This is a genomic window from Halorubrum sp. Atlit-8R, assembly GCF_003666025.1.
Classification (GTDB): Archaea; Halobacteriota; Halobacteria; order Halobacteriales; family Haloferacaceae; genus Halorubrum; species Halorubrum salinarum.
In genome coordinates this window covers 1-620 of record NZ_QPLV01000020.1, presented here as the reverse complement: position 1 = coordinate 620, position 620 = coordinate 1, and the positions used below count along the sequence as shown (strand labels likewise).

Below are 620 nucleotides of genomic sequence, written 5' to 3'. Positions count from 1 at the left end.
CGATAATACTCCTGTATTTCCTCTCCGACACTCTCTTTTATCTCCTCAAATGCGGCATCCAGTTCGTCCAAATCAACGGGCTCAACTTCCTTCTTGACGACGAACCATGCTACAGGATTCAGTTCACTCCCGATAGCGTTACAGCCCATACGGAGCGACTCGACAATGCTCGTTCCACCACCCATGAAGGGATCGAGCACGGTTTTATCTCCGAAGTCGATATCTTCGAGGTAGTAATCCCAGAGAGCGTCAGGGTTCTCCCAGTCGACTTCCGGGAGTCCATCGATGGTTGATTGTCCATCGGTATCGACCGACATTTCTCCGTCGGCGAGCGAGTAGAGTAGCATCGTTCGGAAAACCGAACCCAGTCGTCGTGCCCACCACTTGTGCATGGTGTATACAGGGCGGTAGTATCGTTTGGCGTGAGCCTCTTTTTCCGCGATTTCATTCACTTGGTCGATGGGGAACGAGATCTCGATAGGTCGACGACGTGGTTTCTGATCCTGACTCATGGTTAGAGGGTTACCTCAATGCGGGGGGTGATACACTCCAGTAGACTGAGTCCCCCGTGTTGGAACGTACTGTACTTGCCTCGGGCGGGCCACGTGTATCTGCCGATA

1 protein-coding gene is annotated in these 620 nt (G+C 52.7%); it reads right to left on the bottom strand.

From position 1 onward, the window contains the following. A partial coding sequence (locus DVK05_RS16375; protein WP_121564945.1) for a DUF1156 domain-containing protein occupies positions 1 to 512 on the bottom strand: 512 nt, incomplete at its 3' end. Between the last annotated feature and the right edge of the window lie 108 nt (positions 513 to 620).